This window comes from Nocardia sp. NPDC051990 (assembly GCF_040680755.1).
In the GTDB taxonomy this organism is placed as follows: Bacteria; Actinomycetota; Actinomycetes; order Mycobacteriales; family Mycobacteriaceae; genus Nocardia.
In genome coordinates this window covers 142,628-165,728 of the sequence record NZ_JBFAXH010000008.1, presented here as the reverse complement: position 1 = coordinate 165,728, position 23,101 = coordinate 142,628, and the positions used below count along the sequence as shown (strand labels likewise).

The following is a 23,101-nucleotide window of genomic DNA, read 5'->3' as shown; positions in this document are numbered from 1 at the left end:
AAGACCCCTCACCCGATCGAGCGGACGGTGTTCGTGCTGCGCGAGGTCTTCGATCTGGGGTCGAACGCGACGGCTTCTCGGGATGGAGCATGGAGTAGATCGCGCTGGAAGCGGTCGGGGCGCTCGGAGAGTCGCCGCACTTCTCTTCACCATGAGCATGTCACTGGGCTATCGCGACGACGGTCGGGTCGGGCGGACGGTCAGGGTTCGCAACTGGCCGTCCTTACCCAGGACCAGTACATCGCCCTGTTGATCGGTCCGCGCGACCGCAACCCCCAGATCGGCCAGGTCCGTGAGCACTCTCGGATTCGGATGTCCGAAGGTGTTGTCGGCACCGACACTGACCAAGGCGAGTCGAGGGTGGACGGCGGCGATGAATTCCTTGGTGGTCGTTCGGGATCCGTGGTGTGGCAGCTTCAGCACGTCGGCCTGTAGGTGAGCACCCGAGTGCAGCAGTTGTTGTTGCGCCGGGGCCTCGATATCGCCGGTGAACAGGATTCGGCCCGCGGATGTAGTGGCGGCGATGACGATCGAGCGGTCATTGGCATCGTCGGTGCTGGGCGTGCCGGTCGGGTGGTGCGCGAGTGGGGTCGGTGCCAGTACGTTCAATTCCACAGCGCCGAAACGCAGTACCTGTCCCGAGGACAGCTCCTGCACCGGGATATCCGCCTGTGCTGCGAGACTGGCGACTTGCTCCGGGCCGCTGACCGATGCGCGCCGATTTCGTGGGGAACGCGGTTCGCGGGAAGCGCCCGTCGACTCACCTGAATCCGCCTCGGATCTCTTCGGATTCGACGTTCGACGGTCGCCCGCGCGTCCAGATTCGACATTGCCCGTTGTTCCGGAGAGCTCGCCGGGACCGACCGCCAGGGCATCGACCGAACGACCTCGTAAGGCACCGGCCAACCCGGCGATATGGTCGGCGTGCGGATGGGTCAGCACCAGGAGTGAGATTCGGTTGATGCGCAAGCGATTCAGACAGGTGCGCATGGTGCGTGGGTCCGGTCCGACATCGATGACCACCGCCGTGTGGCCATCGACGGATAAGACGAGTCCGTCACCCTGACCGACATCACAGACGGCCAGTACCCACCCAGCGGGTGGCCAGCCCGGGTGCCAGACGCGGACCGGAATCAGTACCGCCGAGACACCGAGCAGTGCGGCAGCGGCGAGGCGGCGCATCAGCGCCGACCGCAATGCCAACACGATGAGAACTACTGCCGCACAAGCGATAGCCCCGCCGGTGAGCCCACCGCGCACGGAAATCTCGGCCCCCGGAACACTCGCCGCATGTTCAGCGACCAACAGCAACCACCACAGCGGCGGTTGTGCGCAGCGCAGTATCAGTTCAGCCAGCGGCGGCCAAGCCGCAGCGAGCACGGTGCCGATCGCCCCGAGGACGGTCACCGGTGCAATTACCGGTTCGACCAGGATATTCGCGAGGATCGCGACCAGGCTGAGCCGTCCGGTCAGCGCGACGACGAGTGGTGTCGTCACGACGAATGCGGCGGCCGATACCGCGACGATTTCGGCCGGCACCCGCCACCAGCCGCGGCCGCGCAACCAGTCCGCCCAACTCGGCGCCAAGAGGATCAGTCCGGCGGTCGCCAGTACCGACAGTCCGAATCCGGCACGCACCGCAAGTTCCGGCCACAGCGCGAGCAGACCGATGACCGCCGCGCAGAGCGCGGGCAATGCTTGTTTCCGGCGTCCGGTCAGCAAGGCGAGCAAGGTGATCGCGCCCATTGCCCCTGCCCGCAGCACACTCGGGTCCGGACGTGCCACCACAATGAACATCAGCAGCGCCGCCGCCGCGACCACGGCACCGGCGCGCGGGCCCACGGTGAGCAGCCGCAACGCACCGAGCACAACCGCCGACAAGATCGTGAAGTTGGCCCCGCTTACCACGCAAATATGTGCCAGTCCAGCGATTTCGAACTCCTCGCGAACTTCGTCGGATAGTGCGGAGGTGTCCCCCACCACCAGCGCGGGCAACAGCCCCGCCTGTCGCTTGGGCAGCACGCGTGCCGCCGACGCGAGGTCGGTGCGTACCGCGGCGGCGACGCGTTGCCACCAGGGCAATGCGCCGACCACCACCGGCGATCCCTGGGCGCGCAGCGTGGCGACGGTGAGATCGCGGTGCCACGGCGGCTCCGGCTCGGCCCGAAGCTCCACCGCTCGTCCGGGCAGCAGCTCGCCCCATTCCGCGCCGGAGGCCAGAATCACCACGGTGCCACCCGCCCGCACGATCGATGCGCCTTGCCGGTACTCACGCAACCGTGCCCGAACAGTCCATCGCTGCTCATTTCCGAATGCGCTGGACCGCACCGGCTTCGGATCATCGATGGGTACCACGACCACACGCACCGAAGCCGCGGTGTTGCGCAACGGATGCGTCGCCACCCGATGCTCGCGCCACGCCCCGGCCAACGCGAACCCGGCACCTAGCAGCAGCGCAGCAAGCGCGGCAACGGCGACCACCCGCCACCGCTCACTGGGATGGGCCACCGCACGCAATAGCACCACCCAGAGCCCGATAGCCAGCAGCACCAGCGCGGCTGCCAGGACCAGCCCGGCCGTCCATCCCACCGTCAGCGCGACAATCGTTGCGCCCCAACAACTCAGCGCCGCAGGCAGCAACCGCGCGTCCAGTACCGGTGCCGCCGCTACCGCTGGCTCGCCGTCGGTGGCAGCTCGCCGATCGATATCACCCGGCTGGTCCGATATCCGCTCGAATGCGGTCATACCGTCACCAGATCGCGCAGGCGGGCGAGGCGGGCCGGGCCGATGCCGTCGACCTCGCCGAGTTGGGCGACATCGGTGAATCGTCCATTCGTGGTGCGCCAGGCGACGATCGCACGGGCGGTGATCGGGCCGATGCCGGGTAGGGCGTCGAGTTCGGCTTCGGTTGCCGAATTGAGGTCGACCTTGCTCGACGGGCGTTGTGCCGCAGCCGAATTCGATGCCGAGCCACTTGGCGCTCGGCCGCCCGCGCTGATCGTGGCGCTGCCGGGCTGCGGCCCATTCGGGCCGCTCGGACCGACGACAACCTGGTCGCCGTCCTGAAGGCGCTGCGCGAGGTTGAGTCCGCTCAGGTCCGCACCGTCCTTCGCACCGCCCGCGGCGGTGAGCGCGTCGGCGACCCGGGCTCCGGCGGGCAATCGCACCAGACCGCCGCGCTGCACGAGACCGACCACGCTGATCACCAATTCCATTGCGGGACTGGCGGTTATCGGCACAGCAGAAGGTGCTGCGCCGGATGATGCCGCCATGCTGGTGGACAGCCCAGCCGGTACCGTGTCGGCGCTGATGTGCACCGCGGACGGCGACGGCACCGGCTGCGCGACCGGCCGCTCACGCAACACCACGACAGCCGCAACGACCACCGACGCCAGTCCGACCGCGATGAGCGTCGCAAGTCCCCGCCATCCCGGATCCAGCCGAGTCCCGCGAAACCGTTCCGGCACAAGCCGATCCAGCCACGCCGAGCGACGCCGCGGTTCATCCAGCCAACCCGGTGCCCGCACTTCGCCGGCCCGGCCCGCACAGTCCTGCTCACCTTCGTCGGCCCCGGCGTCCTCGGTCCACGCATTCTCGGGGCGGGACTCCACTTCCGTGGATAACTGCTCGTCATCCCAGCGCCCACCGCTGACCGCACGCCCCGGCTTACTGCGCACCGATCCTTTTCCGGACCTCGACGAACGGGGCGAACTTCGACAGAGCTCGGCACCTACGCGGTCGGACGACGGCGGACGCCCGGTACCGATCGTTCGGCTGGCGCCGACTCGCTCGGTCAACACGGTCAGTCGGCGGCGAATCCGCTCGCGCTCGTCATGTCGTGACATGGCGGCGACGCTAGTCCCGCGACAAGGTCAGCAAGAGGTGCCGACCAGGCGAAATAAAAGTCTGTTGATAACTGCGAGCCTGTGGATAACCACGCCCGCGAAGGCGCGAAAACTTGTGCGGCAACACCAGCGGCGGCGAACGCACATTGCCCGACTCGGGCCGAGGCAACATGGGTCAGATCCGCACCGCTGTGACTACCGTCGTGGTGAAACGCACCGTGGAGGAACCGCCTGCCGCGTCGATGACCTCCCGATGCCATCCAGCACCTCTTCCTGTGTGGCAGTGGAGAATTGGGCGCGACCGCCAGTTGGCAGCTGGTCGAGCCACTCGTGCGGTAAGGACGGCGCTGCGGAACATCACGGATAGCCACCGACGACGACAGGCCGAGTTCGGGCAGGACACAGTCGGTGACCATTCCGCGATCAGACCAGTCGGTACCATTCAAGTGATTGTCGTCACCGACGAAGGGTCAGGCGATGGTGTCGAGGCGAAAGTGACAAGGCTGCCGCACTATGCGGCGATGCTTGCCGTCGCAGGCCACCTCCCCAGCGATGACCAGCGCTGGGCATATGAGGTGAAATTCGACGGTATTCGCGCCATCGGCTATGTCGACCGCGACCTGCGCCTGATCTCACGCAACGGCAACAACATCACTCCGGCATGGCCCGAACTCGCCGAGCTCGCCCCGGCAACCCCGCCCTTCGTCATCGATGGTGAAATCGTCACCTTCACCACCGACGGCCGCAGCTCCTTCGAAGCGCTGCAACCGCGAATGCATCAGCGCAACCCCGCAGCGATCCGAAGCCTCGCCAAGTCCGTGAAAGCGACTTACGTCATCTTCGATCTGCTCCACATCGGCACGCGCTCTCTCATCGATCTGCCTTACGAGCAGCGTCGACAACTGCTGGAACAACTCGGCATCTCGGCCGCGCACTGGCGGGTTCCGCCGCGTCTGCACGGCCCCGGCTCCGAGGTCCTCGCCGAATCCCGACGGCTCGGCCTCGAAGGCATCGTATGCAAGCGCCTCGACAGCCCCTACCTGCCCGGGCGACGTAGCCCGCTATGGATCAAGGTCAAGAACGTGAACGACCAGGAAGTCATCATCATCGGCTGGCGCCCCGGCATCGGCCGGCGGGCCGGGCGCATCGGCTCATTGCTCATGGGTATCTACGACAACGTCGGAAAACTGACCTATATCGGCAACGTCGGCACCGGATTCACCCAAGCGATGCTCGACGAGCTGAAGGCGAGACTCGAACCGCTACAACGTAAGACACCCACCGCCGACGCCGACATTGCCGACGCCATCTGGGTCGAGCCCCAGCTTGTCGGTGAGGTGTCGTTCGCCGAATGGACCGGTGACGGCCGACTTCGACACCCGTCCTGGCGCGGACTCCGTCTCGACAAAGAATCACGCGAAGTGAAACGTGAATATATTCCTTGACAGTTATATAACCAATGAGGAATTATCGATTGCGTGACGACGCCGAAGGCATTTCAGGCGCTCGCCGAACCGAATCGGCTGGCCATCCTCGAGGTACTGCGGGAGGGAGAGCAGCCGGTAGGGGCGTTGGCGGAACGGTTGAGCCTGAGTCAGCCCGCGGTGTCGAAACATCTGCGCATGCTCAAGGACGTCGGGCTGGTCGAGGTGCGCTCGGATGCCCAACGTCGCCTCTACCGCATCAGACTAGAGCCGCTGGTCGAACTCGACGACTGGCTCGAGCCGTACCGCCGATTGTGGAGCGCGCGCCTGGATCGACTGGAAGAACACCTCAACCGACGGAGGCAATCGTGACCGACGCTCAGCTGATAACCGATGGCGCACGGCCGGCCGTACGACTGGAGCGGCAGCTACCTGACCCGCCGAAAGCGGTGTGGGAGGCCATCACCCAGCGAGAACAGCTCGAATCCTGGTTCCCCTGCGACGTAATCGTGGACGGCGGGGTCTGGCAGGTGGGTGCTGGGATAACCTTCCGGTTCCCGAGCGATGTCATCGATATGACACTCAGCGGCGAGGTGTTGGCCGTGGACGAGCCGAATCTGTTGTCCTTCACATGGGGCGAGGAGACCCTGCGCTTCGAACTGACCGAGCACAACGGCGGCACCCGCCTGGTGCTGGTCAACGAGCTCCCACCCGGCGCGGCAGCACGCAATGCCGCGGGTTGGGACGAGTGCCTGGACCGCCTTGTCGGAGTCGCGCCCACACCCGATGCCTGGAAATCCCGCTTCGCGGTCTACTCTGCGGCATTCGAGCCGGCTCTCGGTCCTCAGGAAGGCCCACCCGCCGCCTACAAGGATTGATCCCCGGCGTCTCGGAGTCATACTGCGTGGACTGTCGACAGTGGATTCCCTGCCCGATGCAGCGACCGCCCGCACACGCTGGTGATCTTGCGACGGCACGCGAGTCGATTTTCGCTGGACGAGTGATTCCTCTCCGGATAAGCGGGTCCGGACCGAATCCGGGCCTGCTCAACCGGAGAGGAATCTCGGGCACCCAGGTGCTGTTGAGTGTCGGCACACTGCGCGCCGAGGTGAAAGCGTTACGCAGAACACCAGCGCCGCCAAAGAGCCGAAGAAGGCAACGGCTAGACCACGCAGCATCGTTCGAACATGGGTTCGACAGATCGTTACCGGGCGCTGGTACACGATGAGCCGTACACTCGCCGACAATGAACGCCACGTCGAAACGTCCGTTTCCTCTCCTTCCACCGGGTTCCACTTCCGAAGCCCCAGCGATTCGAGGTAACGACTGGTCGGCGTTCCAGCAACTCGTTCAGCTCGAGGACCACTGGACGCTTAAGGCGTGGCCACCGGGCCGAGCCAGGCTCTATTGGTATCTGACGTTTGATGATCCGGCACTATCCGCGCTAGCGCGAGAGTGCCAATCCGCGTTGCCGATAGACGATATCGACCTAGTGCCGCTAGATGGACTGCACATCACACTGATGGGAATCGGGAGTACGGACGAAGTGCGTACCGCTGATCTCGCTGAGATCATCGGTATTACACGCACCAGGATCGGTGGGGCACCGCACCAAACTACGCGGTTATCGACCACTCCACACACGAGTCCATCAACGGGTTGTGGACTGTGCTGCCCGGCAAGATGACGCTGTCGCTACACGCCTCCCGCGACGTGGCCTCGGCGATAACCGGCACCAGACAACCCTTGGCGCTACCCGCCCGGCACCCGGTACCCGATGACGGAGTCACTGAGCTGGTCGCGGCCTCGCCGTGGGCCGCCCACCAGGAAGTGACACTGCGATGATTCCACCATTCACCGCCGCACTGCCCGAGCAGGAAATCCAGACCGTCACAGCGGCCGTCGAGCAGATCCTGCACTCCGGGCAACTGGTCCTCGGTCCGCACACGACAGCGTTCGAGAAGGCCGTCGCCGACATGGCCGGCACCCGATACGCGGTCGCGGTCAATTCCGGATCCACCGCATTGGAAATCATCTTCCGATTCATGGACGTGCGCGGCCGTGTCGTATTGGTACCAACGAATACCAACTACGCGACCGCCATTGCCGCGATGCACGCCGGGGCGCGGGTACAGCTGTATGACTCCGGGTTGTATCCGGACATCACCGATATCGAGCGACGGCTCACCCCGGAGGTCGCCGCCGTGGTGGTCGTACACATCGGCGGATACCTGAGCCAGCAGCTGCCCCACCTGGCTGGGCTATGTAAACGGCTGGGGGTGCTGTTGATCGAGGACGCCGCCCACGCGCATGGCTCCACCCTCGGCACGCGCCCCGCGGGGAGTCTCGGGTATGCCGCGGCGTTCTCCTTCTTCGCAACCAAGACAATCACGACCGGTGAGGGCGGAGCGATCACTACCAACGACCCGGAACTGGCTCAGATGGCGCGCGTGTACCGCAATCAGGACAAAGACGATCACGGCCGCCGCGTGGTGGTAGGTGGCAGTTGGCGGATGACCGAACTCGGCGCCGCGCTCGGGACCGCGCAACTCGACCACCTCGACAGCGATTTGCGACACCGCCGCGCCGTCATCGACCGCTACAGCCGCGAACTGTCCGACATCGGACTCACGTTCCCTGCCCTGCACGGCCAGATCAGCGGACACAAGTGCATCACCATGCTCGCTTCCGACATCAACCGGAACACATTGCGCGAGAAGATCTTCGCCGCCGGAGTCGAACTCGCGCGGGGAATCTATGAGCAGCCGCTGCACAGGCAACCGGTGTTCTGTGGGTTGAATATCGCCGACTCTTTCCCGGTCGCCGACGATTTCGCGGCGCGACACCTGTGCCTGCCGCTGTGGCGGGGAATGACCGACAACACGGTCGCGTGTGTCATTGATACGGTTCGCCGCACAGTAGCGGCCGACACCTAGCGTGGAGTCGCCGCAGGCCCGACCTGGCTCCAGTCGAAGCCCAGCTCGCCCTTGTCGGCGATGACCTGCTCCCACCACGAGCGGTGCTCGACGTACCACGCGACGGTTTCGGCGATCCCGGCGGCGAAGTTGTGGACTGGTACCCAACCCAGCTGAGATTCGATCTTGGCTGGGTTGATCAGGTAGCGCCTGTCATGATTCGGCCGGTCCGGGATGTGCTCGATCCACTCACTGGCGTTCAAGCCGAGTTCGGTCACCACCAACCGCGCGATGTCGAGGTTGGTTACCTCGCAGCGTGCGGAGATGTCGAAGATCGGTAACAGGCCAGGATCGGTCGCCGCCGCGGCCGGGGTCGTACCGAGCTCAGCATGCAACACCCGATGCACTGCCGCGCAATGGTCGGCCACATGCAACCAGTCGCGGCTCTGCAACCCATCGCCGTATACCGGCACCTTCCGGCCCCTCAGCACATTCGTCACGGCGAGCGGAATCAGTTTCTCCGGCAGTTGGAACGGGCCATAGTTGTTGGCGCAGTGCGTCATCCGGATATTCATCTCGGGGTAGGTCTGCATATAGGCACGCATCATCTGATCCCCAGCAGCCTTGGCCGCCGAATACGGGGTCTTGGCGTTGAGCGCAGATCGCTCGGTAAACCACTGATCCCCGGCCGCCAGCTCCCCGTATACCTCGATCGTCGACACGTGCACGTGTGAGCGCACCGGCACCAATCGGCTGCACTCCGCCATCACCTGCGCCCCGAGAGCATTGCTGCGCATGAACGCCGACGGCCCCAGGATCGCGCGGTCGTTGTGAGACTCGGCCGCGAAATTCACGACGTAGTCCGGCCGGTACCGGCGGTAGAGAGCCTCCATCACTTCGAGGTCGGCGATATCGGCTTTCTCGAACGTGATCCGGTCGATCACCTGGTCCAGATTGGCTACGTTCCCAGCGAACCCTATGTAGTCCACCGCCACCACCTGTGCATCTTTTTCCTGCTCGAGCAGGAAATGCACATAATTCGCGCCGATGAAGCCCGCAGCTCCGGTGACAAGGTAGACGGCCATGGACACCGAGCCTAGCTCAGGTCCAACCTGTAGGAATACACGATTGGACGCCAACTCGAGCCAGTGCATGAGGCCCGGCCTAACCTCTCTTGCCATGACGCAAGGAGGCCGGGGCGTGCCCTTTATTCGCTGATTCGTGACGTGCAGACTGAATGAGCTGCGGTGTGAAACGACGAGCGCGCCCCGCCTCGATGGGGCGAGGAGTTCCCACCCGGTGCAGCAGCACGCAATGCCGCGGGTTGGGACGAGTGCCTGGACCGCCTTGTCGGAGTCGCGCCCACACCCGATGCCTGGAAATCCCGCTTCGCGGTCTACTCTGCGGCATTCGAGCCGGCTCTTGGTCCTCAGGAAGGCCCACCCGCCGGCTACAAGGCTGGTGCTCTTGCGACGGCACGCGAGTTGGTTATCGCTGGACGAGTGATTCCTCTCCGGATGAGTAGGTCCGGACCGAATCCGGGCCTGCTCAACCGGAGAGGAATCTCGGGCACCCAGGTGCTGTTGAGTGTCGGCACATGGCATCTACCTCCATTTCATTGCTGGAACCGAATCGATGGATCTAGGTGAACAGCCTGGTGAGGAAGGCGTTCATATTGTCCCGAACCCGCTCGATCTTCTCGTCGGTGATGAGGTTTTCGCGGTATCGATTGCCGAGCGCGGGCGTCCGCTTACCGCGCGCGTACAGCGAACACGCCAGATCGGTGCACATATAGGTACCGATCGAGTTGCCTCGGCGTCCGGATTCGCCTGCCTTGTGCGCGGTCATCAGCGACACACCCCGACCGGTATGCGAGGTCAGGCAGATCGCGCACATCTGGGTCCGACCGGATCCGCCGGTTTCATAACGCAGCGCGACGCCGACGATGCGATCGTCCTGCGGCACAACGAGATAGCCGCGGCCCGGCAGCGACGGATCGCTCCAGCCGAGGAAATCCAGGTCATCCCACGGTTGTGCGTCCAGGTCCCCGGGCACCGGCAACTTCTTGGCGGTCGTCTTGGAACAGTTGATGAACGACGACCTGATGTCGCGTTCGGTGATGGCTTTCATGACGGCATCGACTCCTTCGATCGATCGGTTGACAAACCGAAGCGACGTTACCGCTGGTCATTAGCCCAAGCAACGGAATTTCGAGCCGCCCCGCCGCGCTCACACGCGACGCATCACCGAGACAACCTTCCCCAGGACCACGGCCTCGTCACCGTCGATCACGTCGTAGGCCGGATTCCGCGGTTCCAGATAGATATGCCCGCTGCGACGCCGATAGACCTTGACCGTCGCCTCTCCATCGATCATCGCGGCGACGATGTCACCGGAATGCGCCTCGTGCTGTTTGCGGATCACCACCAGGTCACCGTCGCAGATAGCCGCATCGATCATCGAATCGCCGCGCACGCGCAGCCCGAAAACCGTTCCGCGACCGACGAGTTCACGCGGCAGCGTCATCATGTCGTCGGCGTGCTCCTCGGCGAGGATGGGCGTGCCCGCCGCGATATCGCCGACGACCGGAACCGCGACCGAATCCTCGGCCTGCTCCGCGACAACGGACGCCTGCAGGAACATCCGCACATCGATCGGCCGCGACATGGTCTCGCCGCGCCGCAGAAATCCCCTGTCCTCCAGAGACTTCAGATGCTTCGAGACCGAGGACGAGGACCGCAGGCCGACGGCATCGCCGATCTCCCTGGTACTCGGCGCGTACCCGTACCGCAGCGCCCAGTCCCGAATCGTGGCGAGGATCCGCTGCTGGCGCGGCGGCAGGGTCGAGGTGTCGAGGTGCGCGAAGGCATCGTGGTCGTATCCGGTCACCCGGGAATCCTAGAGGTGCGCGCGGACAATTCCCGACTGTGTCACACCCGGTCCGCCTGCGTCGTCATCCGGGTACAGACCGACAGGCATCGGCCCACGCGAAATTTGGAGGAACCATGACGACAATCCTGCTGACCGGCGGCACCGGCACGCTGGGCCGCCACGTCACACCGCTGCTGGTCGAAGCTGGTTTCAAGATTCGAATGCTCAGCCGCAATGCCCACGAGTCGACCGATGACATCGAATTCGTGACCGGGGATCTGCTGGCGGGCACCGGCGTCGAGGCGGCGGTCGACGGCGCGGAGCTCATCCTGCACTTGGCGGGCGGTCCCAAGGGCGACGAGGTGGCGACCCGGCACTTGGTCGACGCCGCTGCCACAGCGGGTGTCCAGCACATCGTCTATATCGGCGTGGTCGGCGCCGAAAAGCTGCCGATCGGTTACTTCCGGGCCAAGTACGCCGCCGAACAGGCCATTATCGAATCGGGCGTCCCGTACACCATCCTGCGCGCGGCCCAGTTCCACGACCTCGCCCTGAAGACCGCGCGGGCCATGGCGAAGAGCCCGATCGTCCCGACGCCCGGCGCGGTGCTGTGGCAGCCGGTCGATTCACGGGAAGTGGCCGCGCGGCTCGTGGAGCTGACGCGCGGCGTGCCGGCCGGGCGGGTGGCGGATTTGGTCGGGCCGACGGTGTACTCGATGGCCGAGCTGATCCGCGGCTACCTGAAGGCCGAGGGCAAGCGACGGCTGTTCCTGCCGGTTCCGGTGCCGGGCAAGGTCGGGCACGCGTATCGCGCGAAGGAGAATCTCACCCTCGACGGTTCGACGGTCGGCAAGCTCACTTGGGAAGACTTCCTCGCCGAGCAGGTGTGACAGCGAATCTGCTGGCACGGCCGCCGGATAACCGAGCTGCCAGCAGTGTGACGGTTCTGCTACGGTGGCGCATCGAAGGAAGTCGCGAATGACCTTGTCGCGGTGCGGCTTCGGAACGGACATCGCCTCGAACCCTCGCCATCCGACGAATTACTGTCCCGCATAACCGAACTCATCGCCGCGCGCAGCGCCACCCTGCTGTGACCATCAATGCTCGGTCACGAAGTGAATCGCCAAGCGATCACACAGTTCACCGAGCGCACACGCATCGATGTGTGGCCCGTCCGACCACGCATCGGCGTTCGTCCACGGCACCGGGTCCGGGGTGCCGTGTGGACGAGCGAATACGTGCTGATGGAAATGCGCCACGCTCGGGTCGGTGATCGCGGAGAACACGAATTCCGATGCCAGCTCGACGTGCAACGCGTGCGCGGCGCGTCGAGCGGCCCAGCCAACCGCCCGCGCCTCGGCATCGGTCAAGGTCGATAACGTCGGTGCGTGCCGCCGGGTTTCCACGAAAAGGTAGCCTGGCACCGGCGTGCCCTCGGTGAGCGGCCGATGCGTCACCAACACCAGGTCGTCGGCGTAGAGCACCGGGCCGACCAGCGCACCGATCCCCCGATGCTTATCGCAGATCGGACATTCGTTCCCCACATCGTCACCATGGCTTCCGTGCGGCGCCTCGATATCGAAACTCCGCCATCCCACTCGATATCGCCGAAAGCCCTTGCCGCACTCGGTGATTTCCCGCTGACGTGGTCGGGTCGGGCGGGGTCGCCGAGCGGACCTGCCGCACATTGTGGATCGTGGCATCGTCGATCAGTTCAGAGCCTTCGCGTTGCCGAACTCGTCATCGCCGCGATGATAGTCACCTCCGATGCCGACCGAAGGGGTTACGATCACGCAGAAATTATTACGCCCACCACAGCATTCGACCGGAGATGCGGCATATTCGCGAGGGCTGAACCGCGGTCGATCAAGCGCAGCCGCCGGGGACGACCAGCACACCGACAGCGCCGACGCCGAGATGCACGGCCAGGGTCGGCCCGAATTCCGCGACGATCAGTTCGCCGATGCCGGGCACCAATTCGCGCAGTTGGGTGGCAACAGTATTCGCGACGTCCTCGACGCCCAGGTGTTGTACAGCGACGGCGGCGCCATCGTCACCCGCCGCATCCACCGCTGCCGCGACAAGTTTGGCGTAGGCCTTGGAGCGAGTGCGAACCTTTTCGCGCAGTTCCAGGCGGCCCTCGACGATCTGCAGCAGGGGTTTGCTCACCAGTTCGCTGCCGAAAAATGCGGCGGCGCTGCTCAATCGGCCGCCGCGGCGCAACTGTTCGGTGCGGTTCACCAAGACGAAGGTGCGTGATCGGCTGGCCGCGGCAACGGCGGTGTCATAGACGACATTCAAGTTCGCGCCACGATGCGCGCGGCGGGCGGCGGCGAGCACCGGCAGGCCGGTGGCCAGACCGGCGCCGAGTGAGTCGACCAACCTGACCCGATCGGCGGCATCCATATCGCGAACCGCCTGTCGTCCCGCTTCCCAGGTGCCGGAGAGTTGGCGCGAAAGATGCACCGCGACAACACCGTCCCCATTGCTGCGGTCCAGGGCCTGTTCGTAGGCCGCGCGCAGCTCACCGGGTGAGGCCGCCGAGGTCGTCACGGTATCGGAGCCGTAATCGATATCGATGGCGTCGACACCTTCACGGATGGCGCGGTCACCGACCAGGACATGCAGTGGGACAACGGCAATGTCCAACTCACCGACAAGTTCGGCAGGCAGGCTTGCGGACGAATCGGTGACGACCACAACAGCCACGGACTACCGAACCTCCTGCAAGGTCTTCACCATCGCATTCGCGACCGCGGTATGTCCGGCCCAGCCCCAGTGGATGCCGTCCGGATTCGCGTCGCCGGAGAAGATGTCCTCGCGCACCGCTTCCGCGAGATCGACCAGCGGGACGGAGGTCTTGGCCGACCATGCGCGCAGCACCTCGACGGCAGGCTTCCGACCGCTGTGCACATGCCCGTAGGCGGCACAGTCGTGCACGGATGGCAGTACCGCGACGATCGGCAGATCCGGGCGCAGCTGAGCCAGCGCTTCGCGCGACTGCTCCAGGTAGTCCACACTCACCTTCGGCGGCAAGGCTACGGGGCGACCGAGTTTCGACAGCTTCGGCTGCAGCCAGTTGTAGGTGGCGCGAACCACGCGACGCAGCGCCGGGGGACGCACATAGCGGATCAACTCGCGCAGCGCGGTCGGTAGCGGCGAGGGCAAGGTGTCCATGCCGCCGACCGCGAAGACGACCGCACCCGCGCGCGGCACCGTGGCCCAGATCCGGGGATCGCCGATCAGCGCCCAGTAGGCGTCCCGGCAGGTCCAGCCGATCCGCCCGACCAGCTCGACATCCCAGTCGAGTTCGGCGCCCACCAGGTTCGGCCAGATCTTCGGATGGTCCGCGGGCAGGCCGCCCTTCGGACCGAAGTAGGACAGCGAATCGGCGATCACCAGCAGCACCGGGCGATCTGATGCATCGGTCGAGGCCGGTTCCACTGCGGCGGCCGAAACCTCGCCACCGATAACCGATTCGAGCTCGTCGACGACCGAATCCACCGTGGCAGTGGATTCGGCACCGCTTGTCGAAACCGCGGCCGGGACATCCGGCGCGGATTCCGCTGCGGGAGCTATGGACTCGTCTGTGCGGGCAGCGCCGATCACCGATTCCTCGGTCGACCCCGCGATATTCGTATCGGAAGCCGCCGCACTATCTTCCGGTGGCTGACCTGCTGGTTCCGCTGGCTCCACGCCGGTTCCGGACACAGTCGCGGGTCCGGCCGGCTCCTCGTTGCCTTCCCCGGAGTCGGCGGAGGCAACGGTTTCGTCGCCGTCGGACTCGGCCGATTCCGCCGGCTCGACCTGCTGTACCGGGGAAGGTCCGAATAGCGCATCCGGGATCGCCCGTTCGGGCTTTGCCGAAATCCGACGGAACAATTCATCCGGCACCTGCCGAACCGGTTCTTCAGAGGACATCCGGGGCCACCTTCGCCGCTGCGTTCCACACATCTAGGCGCCAGCCGGGCTGATCGATGCTCGGACCGTGACTGCTCAGCTGTACCCAGCTGGTATTGGCCAGTCCCCCAAGGGCAGGCCAGTTCCGCGGCGGCAGGTCGAGCAGCGCGGCGGTGAGGGCGGCGATCAGCCCGCCATGCGCCACCAGGATGATAGTCCGGCCCGGCCAATCCTGCCGCTCGGCGAATAATTCCCGAACAACCGGTAGTGACCGTGCGCCGACCTCGAGTTTGCTCTCCCCGCCCGGCGGGGTATAGGCCGCATCCAAGCGCCAGGCCACCCGCGCGCCCGGATAGTCGGCGTCGACCTCCAGATGGGTCAACCCCTCCCAGTCACCGAGATTGGTTTCACGCAGCCGCGGATCCGGGACCACCGGAAGATCTGTGTGATCGGCCAGCGCCGAGGCGGTATCGAAGGCACGGCGCAGATCGGAGGAGACGATGGCGATCGCATTGCGCGAAACCAGTTCACGTGCGGCCTCTTTCGCCTGACGACAACCGAGTTCGGTGAGATCGGTGTCGATCTGCCCCTGCATCCGGTCGGCGGCATTCCACTCGGTCTGCCCGTGCCGCAACAGGATCAGCGTGCGGACGCCGGCATACTTGCTCACAGCTGCGCCTCGCTCCGCTCGGCTCCGCTGCGAGCAAGCTCGCAGTATTGATGGTTCACTCGCTACGCTCGCTCACGCTGTCTTCCCCCGCTTCACGACGTACCGCGACACCCTCGGACTCGGCCGCGATCCCGTCCACCGGAACGACCGGACAATCCTTCCAGAGCCGTTCCAGCGCATAGAAATTGCGTTCGTCATTGTGCTGGATGTGCACGACGATGTCGACATAATCCAGCAGTGCCCACCGGCCCTCGCGGGTGCCTTCGCGCCGGACCGGCTTGTGTCCGGCCAGGCGAAGCTTCTCCTCGACATTGTCGACGATGGCATTGACCTGACGCTCGTTCGGCGCGGAAGCGATCACGAAACAGTCGGTGATCACCAGCTGTTCGGACACGTCGAGCACCACGACGTCGGTGGCCAGCTTCTCGTCCGCCGCGCGCGCGGCGACCTGCGCCATCTCCACCGACTCGACAGATGCGCTCATGCCTCCGCCTCGCTAACGCTCGGCTCCGGCATGACCGCACATGCGGCCGTGTCTTCGGCTCCCTCGCTACGCTCGCTCACGCCTTACTTACCTTCCACTCCCACGGGCACATACAGATGCCGCTTCGATATGTACTGCACGACGCCGTCGGGCACGAGGTACCAGACCGGCCGGTTCTCCGCGGCTCGGCGACGGCAGTCACTCGATGAGATCGCCAACGCCGGGATCTCGATCATGGTCACCGCATCGACCGGCAGGTCATGCAGATGCTCCTCGAGATGATCGGTGTTCAGCTCATACCCCGGTCGGCTCACTCCGACGAATTTCGCCAGTTCGAACAACTCCGCCCAATCCTGCCACGTCAGGATGTTGGCGAGCGCGTCAGCTCCGGTGATGAAGTACAGCTCGGCATCGGGATGCTTGGTGCGCATCTCGCGCAGCGTGTCGACGGTATAGGTGACCTTTCCCCGGTCGATATCGGCCCGGCTGACCGAGAATCGAGGGTTGGATGCGGTCGCGATCACGGTCATGAGGTAGCGATCCTCGGCCGGGCTGACCTGCCTATCGGCCTTCTGCCACGGCTGTCCGGTCGGGACGAAGATCACCTCGTCCAGTTCGAACCGGTTCGCGACCTCGCTGGCGGCGACGAGGTGGCCGTGGTGGATGGGGTCGAAGGTGCCACCCATCACCCCCAGCTTGCGTCGATGCCGACCGTTCTCCTGCATGAGAGCCGAGCTTAACGGGTCGGTTCGGTCCGAGCCGGGGCCGGACGGTCAACTGCTGACGACTGCCCGCAGACCCGGCTCGAGCACTCCGTCGAGCTCGGACCACGGGATCGTGATGTCGATATAGCCCAGCGCGTGCGAGGCGATCTCCCCGAGGTAGACGCGCATACCGTCGGGCATGGCCAGCCAGTCCTTGAAGTTCTCCACGGCCGGCGCGATGCGCTGCGTGTCGTAGGGGTTCGTGCCGACGCGGGTCTTGGGGATCTGCGCCTGCGCCTGCGCCGACAGCCGATCCAGGCCCTGCCGTAGATCGGTGAACAGATCCGGCAGGGTGAGCGCCTTGCCGGTGTCGATATCCGTCACGTGCGTGCGTTTGAAGGTAGTCGGATGCAGATAGCCGTCGCTGACCTCGATGCCGAGCACACCGCTGAGCACATGGCGGCCGATATGGGCGACCTCGCTGTTGAACCCCTTCACCCGCTGGTTTTGCGCCGCGGCGCGGAGGTACGGATCCAGCTCGGCGCGCATGCCTTCGTTGAAGTCGGTGCGCGCTTTCTCGGTGCCGCCTGCGACCTGCGGCAGGTCGAAGGAGTACCAGGGACCCTCGAGCCGGATCGAGGCCGCGGTGAAGGCCGGTGCCGCGGGTGTGTCGGCCCGGTCGGCGGACCCGCACGCCGTGAGCACGGCGAACAGCACGCTGGCCAGGACAGCGGCAGCGGTCTTCCTCATTACGCCTCCACGAATAGCTCGCGTCCCGTGCCGAGAAGGTACCACCGCGAGCTATTGCGGATTCATCAACTGCTGATGACCGCGCGCATCTCCGGCTTCAGCACGAGCGTTTTCGATCAGCAGCCGGCGGGGCGCATGCCCGGTATATTAACCGGGGGGATCGCCCCGGTTAACTGTTGAACAGGAGTATGCCATGTCCGTCACCCCTCGGGAGACCATCGAACGCCTGCTGACCTTGATCGCTAGCGGACCGACGCCGGAGATGGCCGATGTGTATGCCGTTGACGCGGTGTTCGAACTACCGTTCCTACCGCCGGGGGCGCAACATCCCGAGGTCGGCCGCGAGGCATTTCGCGCGCACCTGGTGGCAGGCGCGCGGATCCAGCGCTTCGATTCGGTCGACGACGTCCACATCCACGAGACCGCCGACCCCGAGGTCGTCATCTCCGAATACCGGATCAACGGCACGGTGTTGGCCACCGGCAAGCCGTTCGATCTCCGGATCATCAATGTCTCCCGGGTACGTGCCGGGCTGATTGTCTCGACCCGTAGCTATTCGAACCCGCTCGCCGCTGCCATCGCTTTCGACCAGGTCGAAGCGCTGCTCGGCGGGCTGGTCGCCGAGCAGTCGGCCGGGTGATCAGTCGTCCTCGTCGCGCTGCATATCGGCGAGTTGGGTGCGAGTGTTGAGAAGTTCGGTGGTCACCTCGGGCGATGGGGAGGTTTCGGCCAGGTCTTCCAGTTCCGTGCGTAGATCGCGCATGGTCGTGAGCCATGGCCGGTCGGATGCCATTTCGGCGCCGTATAGCTGTAACCACGCCGCGGAGCGTAGGCATTTGGCTCGGGGGCCGATGCGGTCGAGGGTGCCCCAGAGGTGGGCGGCGCGGAGGAAGGCCACGACAGCTTGTTCATCTTCGCCGCAACAATCCAGGGCCGAGGCCGCCGCCCAGGTGAGCTCGGCTTCGAGTTCGACGCGGTCAGGATTGTTGTAGACCAGACGGGCCGCCTCGACGAATTGCTGTGCCGCATCACGGAATCGGTTCAGCTTGCGCAGGGACTCGCCGTATTGACGGCGCACGATCGCCATTTCGGCGGGCGGGTACGGCTGTTCGCCGGCGGCGAGCGGCTGTTCGAACAGCGCGGCGGCCTCGCTGTGCCGTCCGGCCCGGTGGCAGGCGCGCGCGGCGACGAAGGTGAGGTGTATCGCATCCGCGGCCGAAATCGGTTCCCACCGTGCGGCGGCGGTGAGTGCTGCATCGGCCAGTTCGTATTCGCGGCCCGGCTGCGCGGAGAGCACGATGACGAGCTGGGAACTCAGCCGGGCCAGATGTTCGGCGGGCAGTGCGGTCGCACCGATCGAAAGCGCTTGGCGCAGATACTGTTCGGCATCCTGCGGATGGTCGACCAGACGTACCGCGGCCAGTTCGGCCAATTGCAGTGCGTCCTCGGCTTGTTCGGCGACGGTGGTGGTAACCGCGGGCGCTACAGCGACGTCGATCTGGAATGAATAGTCCCCATTACCGCTGCGGCCCGACCCCACCCGTGCGCCATCCGGCGCGTTCTTCACCATGGACCGAATCCTGGTGCGCGGGCCCAATGGTTCCCTTAACGAATGCTGATGGTGTTAACCGACATCGATAATGAGTTCGGTCACCATCGCGTCACACCGGTAGCAGCCGGGACACCACCGCGGTCAGTTGTTTGGCCGAGCGGCACTCGTGCATCTCGATCACTTCGCGATACCGATCGGCGGCGGAATCGCCGGTGCCCCAGTTGCTTTCCTTCTCCGGATTGAGCCAATGCGCGTGTTTGGCGGTCTGCACCAGCTCGCGCAGCGTCTTCAGTTCCGGATCACGGTAATTCGTGCGGGCATCACCGAGGATCAGCAGCGAGCTGCGGGCGGTGACCGCGTCGGGCCACTGCTCGACAAAGGTCGACAACGCATAGCCGTAGTCGGAATGCCCGTCCAGGCCGACCACCTTGCCCTCGGTGAGAATGCGGGCCATGGACTGGTCCAGCTGGGTGTTCGGATCGAAGAACCGGGTCACCTCGTCGGTCCGGTCCACGAAAGCGAATATCCGCACCCGGGAGAACTGTTCGCGCAGCGAATTGACCAGCAAGAGCGTGAAGTTGCTGAATCCGGCCACCGAGCCGGACACATCGCAGAGCAGCACCAGTTCGGGGCGACCCGGCCGCGGTTTGCGATTCACCAGGTCGATGGGCACACCGCCGGTCGACATGGATTTGCGCAGCGTCTTGCGCAGATCGATCGCACCGCGGCGAGCGTGCCTGCGCCGCACGGCAAGTCGGGACGCCAGGATCCGGGCCAATCGCTGCGTGCTACGCCGCAGCTCCGCGAGCTCGGTTTCCGAAGCACGCAGGAAATCGACATCCTCGACCTGCCGGGCGACGGCATAACTCGCGACGCGCTCCCTACCGAAATTCTCGGCGACCCGCCGGTGCGTTTCCGCCTCCACGATGGCGCGGAATCCGGCAATGCGCCGCCGGCCGATGCGGCGGGCGATCTCGGTCTCGAATTCGCTGGTATCCGGTCCGATGGCCAAACCCGCCAGAATCCTGGCCAGCAGTGTTTCCGGCTGCACCTCGCGCAGCGTCCGGTAGACGGAGAAAGACGGACCACGCGAGGATTCGTACTGCCCGAGTTGTTCGACCAGCTGCGCGGCGATCATTTGCTGCTGCTGCGTCGAATCCTCCCTGGTCAGCAGGGTCGCGAGCAGTGCGCGCAGCGCCGGAATGTCGATCTCACCGGACGGCGTGCGTGGAATCTCCAGATCATCGGGAGTGCCGCTGCGCGCGCCGAGGGCGGCCGGGAACCACAGGTCGAACAGGCCGTCGAAGGTGCTGCGATGGGTGGTGCGGCGCAGCAGCGCACAGGCCAGCCCCTCGCGCACTACCTCGCGGTCCATCAGATCCAGCACCGTAACCACGCGCCCCGCGTCCACCGTCTCCGCGGGACCGACCGGGATGCCGCGCGCCCGCAATGCCTCGACGAAACCGACGAGATATCCCGAAATCCCGTGCGGCGCATCGAGTGTGGGCTGCGATCCGGCCGCCATGGCTCAGGCCAGCTTCAGTTCGGCCAGCGCGCGCTGGTGGTCGGCCTGATGTTTGAGCACGACACCGAGGGTGGCGCGCACCGTGGTGTCGTCGAGATCCTGCAGCCCCAACGCGAGCAGGGTGCGTCCCCAGTCGATCGACTCCGCGACGCTCGGCAGCTTCTTCAGCGGCATCCCGCGCAGCACGTGCACGATCCGCACCAACTGCGCGGCGACCGCGGCGGACAGCTCCGGCACCCGGCTGGCCAGGATGCGACGCTCGAGTTCCTCGTCCGGGAAGTCCAGGTGCAGGTAGAGGCAGCGGCGCTTGAGCGCTTCGGAGAGTTCGCGCGTCGCATTGGAGGTCAGCACCACGAACGGCTTGCGGGTGGCGGTAATGGTGCCGAGTTCCGGGACGGTGACCGCGAAATCGCTGAGCACCTCGAGTAGCAGACCCTCGATCTCGACATCGGCCTTATCGGTCTCGTCGATGAGCAGCACGGTCGGATCGGCGCGGCGGATCGCCGTCAGCAGCGGACGGGACAGCAGGAATTCCTCGGTGAAGACGTCGGCCTTCGTCTCTTCCCAATCGTTTTCGCTCGACGCCTGGATCCGCAGAATCTGCTTGGCGTGATTCCACTCGTACAGCGCGCGGGCCTCGTCGACGCCTTCATAGCACTGCAGACGCACCAGCTCCGCGTCCGCGGTCTGCGCGACCGCCCTGGCCAGTTCGGTCTTGCCGACACCGGCCGGACCCTCGATCAGCAACGGCTTACCGAGCCGATCGGCCAGGAATACCGAGGTCGCCGTCGCCTTATCGGCCAGGTACCCGGTCGTCGCAAGCCGTTCGATCACATCGTCGACCGAGGTGAAGACCGGCTCCTGCACTGCGCTTTCGGTACCCACGTAGCCGTCCTTCCATCGAGACCCACCCATAACGCTACGGGAGGGCCCGAAGCAAGCACTCGGCGGTTCTTACACCGAACAAATCTAGACCGGGCGGATCTGGCCGTCGCCCCAGACGATCCACTTGGTCGAGGTCAGTTCCGGCAGCGCCATCGGGCCGCGGGCGTGCAACTTCTGGGTAGAGATGCCGATCTCCGCGCCGAAGCCGAACTGCTCACCGTCGGTGAAGGCGGTGGAGGCGTTCACCATGACGGCGGCGGCATCGACGCGGCTGGTGAATTCGCGGGCCGCGGCCAGCTCAGCGGTGACGATGGCCTCGGTGTGGCCGGTGCCCCAGGTGTTGATGTGCTCGACCGCCTCGTCGAGATCCTTGACGACCTTGAGTGCGATATCGAGGGTCAGATACTCCTCGCCCCAGTCATTATCGTCGGCGGGCACCAGTCCGGGCAGATCACCGTGCACGGTGACACCGTGGCGTTCCAGCGCCTCGATCAGCCGGGGCACCGCGGTGGTGGAGATTGCGTCGTCGATGAGCACCGTCTCAGCGGCATTGCACACGCTGGGACGGCGGGTCTTGGCATTGATCAGGATCTGCTCGGCCATCTCCAGATCGGCGGCTTCGTGCACATAGACATGGCAGTTGCCGGTGCCGGTTTCGATGGTGGGCACCTGGGCGTCGCGGACCACGGCATTGATCAGGCCAGCCCCGCCGCGCGGGATGACCACGTCGACCAGGCCGCGAGCCTGGATCAGATGGGTCACGCTGGAGCGATCGTGGCTGGGCAGCAGCTGCACCGCATCCGCCGGAATGTCCAGTGCGACAAGGGCTTCCCGCAGCACCGCGACCAAGGCGGCATTGGAGTGCGCGGCCGAGGAGGAACCGCGCAGCAGCGCCGCATTGCCGGATTTGAGCGCGAGTCCGAATGCGTCGACGGTGACATTCGGGCGGGCCTCGTAGACCATGCCAACGACGCCGAGCGGCACCCGGACCTGACGGATCTCCAGCCCGTTCGGCAGCGTCGACCCGCGCACGACCACCCCGACCGGATCGGGCAGCCCCGCCACCTGGCGCAGCCCGGAGGCGATGCCGTCGATGCGCGCCTTGGTCAGCCGCAGCCGGTCCAGCAGCGACTCCTCGGTTCCCGCCGCCTGCGCGGTCGCGATGTCCTCGGCATTGGCGGCGAGCACGGTATCGGCCGCCGCGAGCAACGCATCCGCCGCAGCATGCAGCGCCTCGTTCTTCTGCGCCGTGGTCAACTGTGCGAGCACCCGCGAGGCCGCCCGAGCCTTACGCGCGGCATCATGCACCGTCTCGCGGATATCTTGGCCGGTCGTCGTTCCTACCGTCATGACCAACAGCCTACTGACCGGGCGCAGTGGCCTCGGCACCCATTCCCGCGAGTACGAGGAGTCGACCAGCTCGTTCGACAGATGCAACCGACCGGTAGCACGAGTTCGCTCAGCAGCTGTTCGTGCCGCCGCTGCCAGCACGTCGCGCTCGAGGCTCCGAAGGGCCGATCGGCAGCTGGTTACAACCGAAACACGCTGCGCGGCAGCCTGAACCGGCACATCAGAC

General features: G+C 65.5%; 23 protein-coding genes. 7 read left to right on the top strand and 16 right to left on the bottom strand.

The window, feature by feature from the left end; all coding sequences use genetic code 11:
* Window positions 1-168: 168 nt before the first annotated feature.
* Both AB0L63_RS17655 and AB0L63_RS17650 read right to left on the bottom strand, forming a co-directional pair.
* Window positions 169-2,745: a ComEC/Rec2 family competence protein gene (locus AB0L63_RS17655; protein ID WP_364501465.1), complete on the bottom strand. Its 2,577-nt coding sequence runs from the start codon at window positions 2,743-2,745 to the stop codon at window positions 169-171.
* Window positions 2,742-3,677 carry a ComEA family DNA-binding protein gene (locus AB0L63_RS17650; protein ID WP_364501462.1) on the bottom strand — a complete coding sequence of 312 codons (936 nt, stop codon included), beginning with the start codon at window positions 3,675-3,677 and terminating at the stop codon, window positions 2,742-2,744. The genes AB0L63_RS17655 and AB0L63_RS17650 overlap by 4 nt, the downstream gene beginning before the upstream one ends.
* 662 nt (window positions 3,678-4,339) lie before the next feature.
* Between AB0L63_RS17650 and ligD the strand changes: the two genes are divergently transcribed.
* The 5 genes from ligD (at window position 4,340) to AB0L63_RS17625 (ending at window position 8,205) form a co-directional block, all read left to right on the top strand.
* Window positions 4,340-5,290 (top strand): non-homologous end-joining DNA ligase, encoded by a 951-nt coding sequence (gene ligD, locus AB0L63_RS17645; RefSeq protein WP_364501459.1) that lies wholly within the window; start codon window positions 4,340-4,342, stop codon window positions 5,288-5,290.
* A gap of 33 nt (window positions 5,291-5,323) precedes the next feature.
* The gene (locus AB0L63_RS17640; RefSeq protein WP_364501457.1) at window positions 5,324-5,641 is read left to right on the top strand and encodes a metalloregulator ArsR/SmtB family transcription factor; all 318 of its coding nucleotides are present in this window, start codon (window positions 5,324-5,326) and stop codon (window positions 5,639-5,641) included.
* On the top strand, window positions 5,638-6,147 hold the full coding sequence (locus tag AB0L63_RS17635; protein WP_364501454.1) for an SRPBCC domain-containing protein: 510 nt from the start codon (window positions 5,638-5,640) through the stop codon (window positions 6,145-6,147). The genes AB0L63_RS17640 and AB0L63_RS17635 overlap by 4 nt, the downstream gene beginning before the upstream one ends.
* A 790-nt stretch (window positions 6,148-6,937) precedes the next feature.
* Window positions 6,938-7,114, top strand: a complete 177-nt coding sequence (locus tag AB0L63_RS17630; protein WP_364501452.1) for a hypothetical protein — start codon at window positions 6,938-6,940, stop codon at window positions 7,112-7,114.
* Window positions 7,111-8,205 (top strand): DegT/DnrJ/EryC1/StrS family aminotransferase, encoded by a 1,095-nt coding sequence (locus AB0L63_RS17625; RefSeq protein ID WP_364501449.1) that lies wholly within the window; start codon window positions 7,111-7,113, stop codon window positions 8,203-8,205. Before AB0L63_RS17630 ends, AB0L63_RS17625 begins: the two co-directional genes overlap by 4 nt.
* On the opposite strand, the gene AB0L63_RS17620 is transcribed toward AB0L63_RS17625, so the two are convergent.
* From AB0L63_RS17620 to lexA, 3 genes are all read right to left on the bottom strand, one after another.
* Entirely contained in the window at window positions 8,202-9,269 is a 1,068-nt protein-coding gene (locus AB0L63_RS17620; protein ID WP_364501446.1) for a GDP-mannose 4,6-dehydratase, read from the bottom strand. The two genes, AB0L63_RS17625 and AB0L63_RS17620, sit on opposite strands and share 4 nt — an antisense overlap.
* Before the next feature lie 556 nt (window positions 9,270-9,825).
* Window positions 9,826-10,314 (bottom strand): FBP domain-containing protein, encoded by a 489-nt coding sequence (locus tag AB0L63_RS17615; RefSeq protein WP_364501444.1) that lies wholly within the window; start codon window positions 10,312-10,314, stop codon window positions 9,826-9,828.
* 99 nt (window positions 10,315-10,413) lie between these two features.
* Window positions 10,414-11,073, bottom strand: a complete 660-nt coding sequence (lexA, locus tag AB0L63_RS17610; protein ID WP_364501441.1) for a transcriptional repressor LexA — start codon at window positions 11,071-11,073, stop codon at window positions 10,414-10,416.
* 116 nt (window positions 11,074-11,189) lie between these two features.
* Here lexA and AB0L63_RS17605 point away from each other — a divergent pair, with 116 nt between their 5' ends.
* Window positions 11,190-11,945, top strand: coding sequence for an NAD(P)H-binding protein (locus AB0L63_RS17605; RefSeq protein WP_364501438.1), 756 nt, complete (start codon window positions 11,190-11,192; stop codon window positions 11,943-11,945).
* 207 nt (window positions 11,946-12,152) lie between these two features.
* On the opposite strand, the gene AB0L63_RS17600 is transcribed toward AB0L63_RS17605, so the two are convergent.
* The 7 genes from AB0L63_RS17600 to AB0L63_RS17570 all read right to left on the bottom strand — a co-directional run bounded on the left by AB0L63_RS17600 (window position 12,153) and on the right by AB0L63_RS17570 (window position 17,563).
* Window positions 12,153-12,599, bottom strand: a complete 447-nt coding sequence (locus AB0L63_RS17600) for a hypothetical protein (protein WP_364501435.1) — start codon at window positions 12,597-12,599, stop codon at window positions 12,153-12,155.
* A gap of 322 nt (window positions 12,600-12,921) precedes the next feature.
* Window positions 12,922-13,764: a DegV family protein gene (locus AB0L63_RS17595; protein WP_364501433.1), complete on the bottom strand. Its 843-nt coding sequence runs from the start codon at window positions 13,762-13,764 to the stop codon at window positions 12,922-12,924.
* A 3-nt stretch (window positions 13,765-13,767) separates the two neighbouring features.
* A complete protein-coding gene (gene octT, locus AB0L63_RS17590) occupies window positions 13,768-14,526 on the bottom strand; it encodes a diglucosylglycerate octanoyltransferase (RefSeq protein WP_364501879.1) in 759 nt (252 codons plus the stop codon).
* Window positions 14,527-14,965: 439 nt separating this feature from the next.
* Window positions 14,966-15,625: a histidine phosphatase family protein gene (locus AB0L63_RS17585; protein ID WP_364501431.1), complete on the bottom strand. Its 660-nt coding sequence runs from the start codon at window positions 15,623-15,625 to the stop codon at window positions 14,966-14,968.
* Window positions 15,626-15,680: 55 nt separating this feature from the next.
* A complete protein-coding gene (gene rsfS / locus AB0L63_RS17580; protein WP_364501428.1) occupies window positions 15,681-16,109 on the bottom strand; it encodes a ribosome silencing factor in 429 nt (142 codons plus the stop codon).
* 83 nt (window positions 16,110-16,192) lie between these two features.
* A complete protein-coding gene (gene nadD, locus AB0L63_RS17575; protein ID WP_364501425.1) occupies window positions 16,193-16,834 on the bottom strand; it encodes a nicotinate-nucleotide adenylyltransferase in 642 nt (213 codons plus the stop codon).
* Between the two features lie 48 nt (window positions 16,835-16,882).
* Window positions 16,883-17,563: an RsiV family protein gene (locus tag AB0L63_RS17570; protein ID WP_364501422.1), complete on the bottom strand. Its 681-nt coding sequence runs from the start codon at window positions 17,561-17,563 to the stop codon at window positions 16,883-16,885.
* Between the two features lie 193 nt (window positions 17,564-17,756).
* Between AB0L63_RS17570 and AB0L63_RS17565 the strand changes: the two genes are divergently transcribed.
* Window positions 17,757-18,203, top strand: a complete 447-nt coding sequence (locus AB0L63_RS17565) for a nuclear transport factor 2 family protein (RefSeq protein WP_364501419.1) — start codon at window positions 17,757-17,759, stop codon at window positions 18,201-18,203.
* On the opposite strand, the gene AB0L63_RS17560 is transcribed toward AB0L63_RS17565, so the two are convergent.
* From AB0L63_RS17560 to AB0L63_RS17545, 4 genes are all read right to left on the bottom strand, one after another.
* Window positions 18,204-19,133, bottom strand: a complete 930-nt coding sequence (locus tag AB0L63_RS17560; RefSeq protein ID WP_364501417.1) for a hypothetical protein — start codon at window positions 19,131-19,133, stop codon at window positions 18,204-18,206.
* 91 nt (window positions 19,134-19,224) lie between these two features.
* Window positions 19,225-20,640 (bottom strand): VWA domain-containing protein, encoded by a 1,416-nt coding sequence (locus AB0L63_RS17555; protein ID WP_364501414.1) that lies wholly within the window; start codon window positions 20,638-20,640, stop codon window positions 19,225-19,227.
* Window positions 20,641-20,643: 3 nt separating this feature from the next.
* Window positions 20,644-21,555: a MoxR family ATPase gene (locus tag AB0L63_RS17550; RefSeq protein WP_364501411.1), complete on the bottom strand. Its 912-nt coding sequence runs from the start codon at window positions 21,553-21,555 to the stop codon at window positions 20,644-20,646.
* 54 nt (window positions 21,556-21,609) lie between these two features.
* Window positions 21,610-22,875: a glutamate-5-semialdehyde dehydrogenase gene (locus AB0L63_RS17545; protein ID WP_364501408.1), complete on the bottom strand. Its 1,266-nt coding sequence runs from the start codon at window positions 22,873-22,875 to the stop codon at window positions 21,610-21,612.
* Window positions 22,876-23,101 lie beyond the last annotated feature (226 nt).